The following is a 1,119-nucleotide window of genomic DNA, read 5'->3' on the forward strand; positions in this document are numbered from 1 at the left end:
CCGCCCTGCGGCGCGATCGCGCTGCCGCCACCGCCGCCGCCGCCGAACGGCGCGAGGCCGCCGCCGCTCATGCCGCCGCCGCTGCCGCCGCTGCCGAGGCCGAAGCCGCCGCCGTAGGCGCCGACGGTGATGTCGAGGCAGCTGCCGGGCGTGACCGGCACGACGCCGGTGACGACGCCGGGCCGCCCGCCGCTGCCGGTTCTGCCGGCGCTCGATCCGCCGTGGCCGCCGCGGACCGTGACCGTCAGCTGATTGACCCAGGTCGGGACGGCGAACTGCTCGGCGTAGCCGGCGTAGTCGAAGCTCTGCGACGTCTGACTGGAGGGCGGCGGCTGCGGGCAGTCGGCCGCGACGGCGACGGCCGGCGCGCCGAGCAGGCCGGCGGCGACGAGACCTCTGATGAGGAGGGCGTTGAGCTTCACAGTCGCTCCTCCACCACCGTCAGCTCGCGCTGGCTGCGCGTCGGGCGCGCCGCCGGCTCGCTCGTCACCGCGAGGACGCGCAGCCGCAGCCGGCCGGCCTCCGCCAGCGCGCGGCGACCGCTCACGTTCAGCCGCACCGCGACCGTATGAACCGGACCACCGGCGACCGTGACGCGAGCGCTGCCGAGCGCGCGGCCGTCGCGGATCCCCGCAAGCGTCACCGTCCCGGCGCAGCGCGCCCACGGCTCGCCGCAGCGGACGCGCAGCGCGACCCGCCCGTCGGCGTCGGCCGTCACGTCGCCGCCGTCGATCCGCAGCGCCGGCGCCCGCGTCGCCAGCACGCGCACCGCGCGCACCGCGGGCGCGGCGCCGGAGGCCTGCGTCGCACGAGCGCTCAGCGCCAGCGTGCCGCGAGCGGCGAGCACACGCTGGGCGCCGGAGGAGAGCTTCAACCGCAGCGCGCTCAGTCTCCCTGCCGCGATCGAGTACGAGCCGCCGCCGACGCGCGCGCCGGCCGACCGCCAGCCGCGCCCTCTGCCGCCGGCCAGCAGCCGCGCCGGCTGGCGCGTCGCGGTCGTGAGCGCGAGCGAGCCGCGGCAGCGGGCGCCGCTGACAGCGGCGCAGCCGAGCACGACGTTGACGACACCGTCGCCGCTGGCCTCGACGCGCGCCGTGCGCAGCTCGACGGTCGGCCGCT

1 protein-coding gene and 1 pseudogene are annotated in these 1,119 nt (G+C 78.8%); both read right to left on the reverse strand.

All coding sequences use genetic code 11. The features are described 5' to 3' along the window. Nucleotides 1–422: pseudogene (locus R7226_RS31500) on the reverse strand (hypothetical protein); the annotation flags it as partial. After that, a partial coding sequence (locus R7226_RS31505) for a hypothetical protein (RefSeq protein ID WP_318601523.1) occupies nucleotides 419–1,119 on the reverse strand: 701 nt, incomplete at its 5' end. The gene R7226_RS31505 and the pseudogene R7226_RS31500, both read right to left, overlap by 4 nt.

It is taken from the genome of Conexibacter stalactiti, from assembly GCF_033542075.1.
GTDB classification, from domain to species: Bacteria; Actinomycetota; Thermoleophilia; order Solirubrobacterales; family Solirubrobacteraceae; genus Conexibacter; species Conexibacter stalactiti.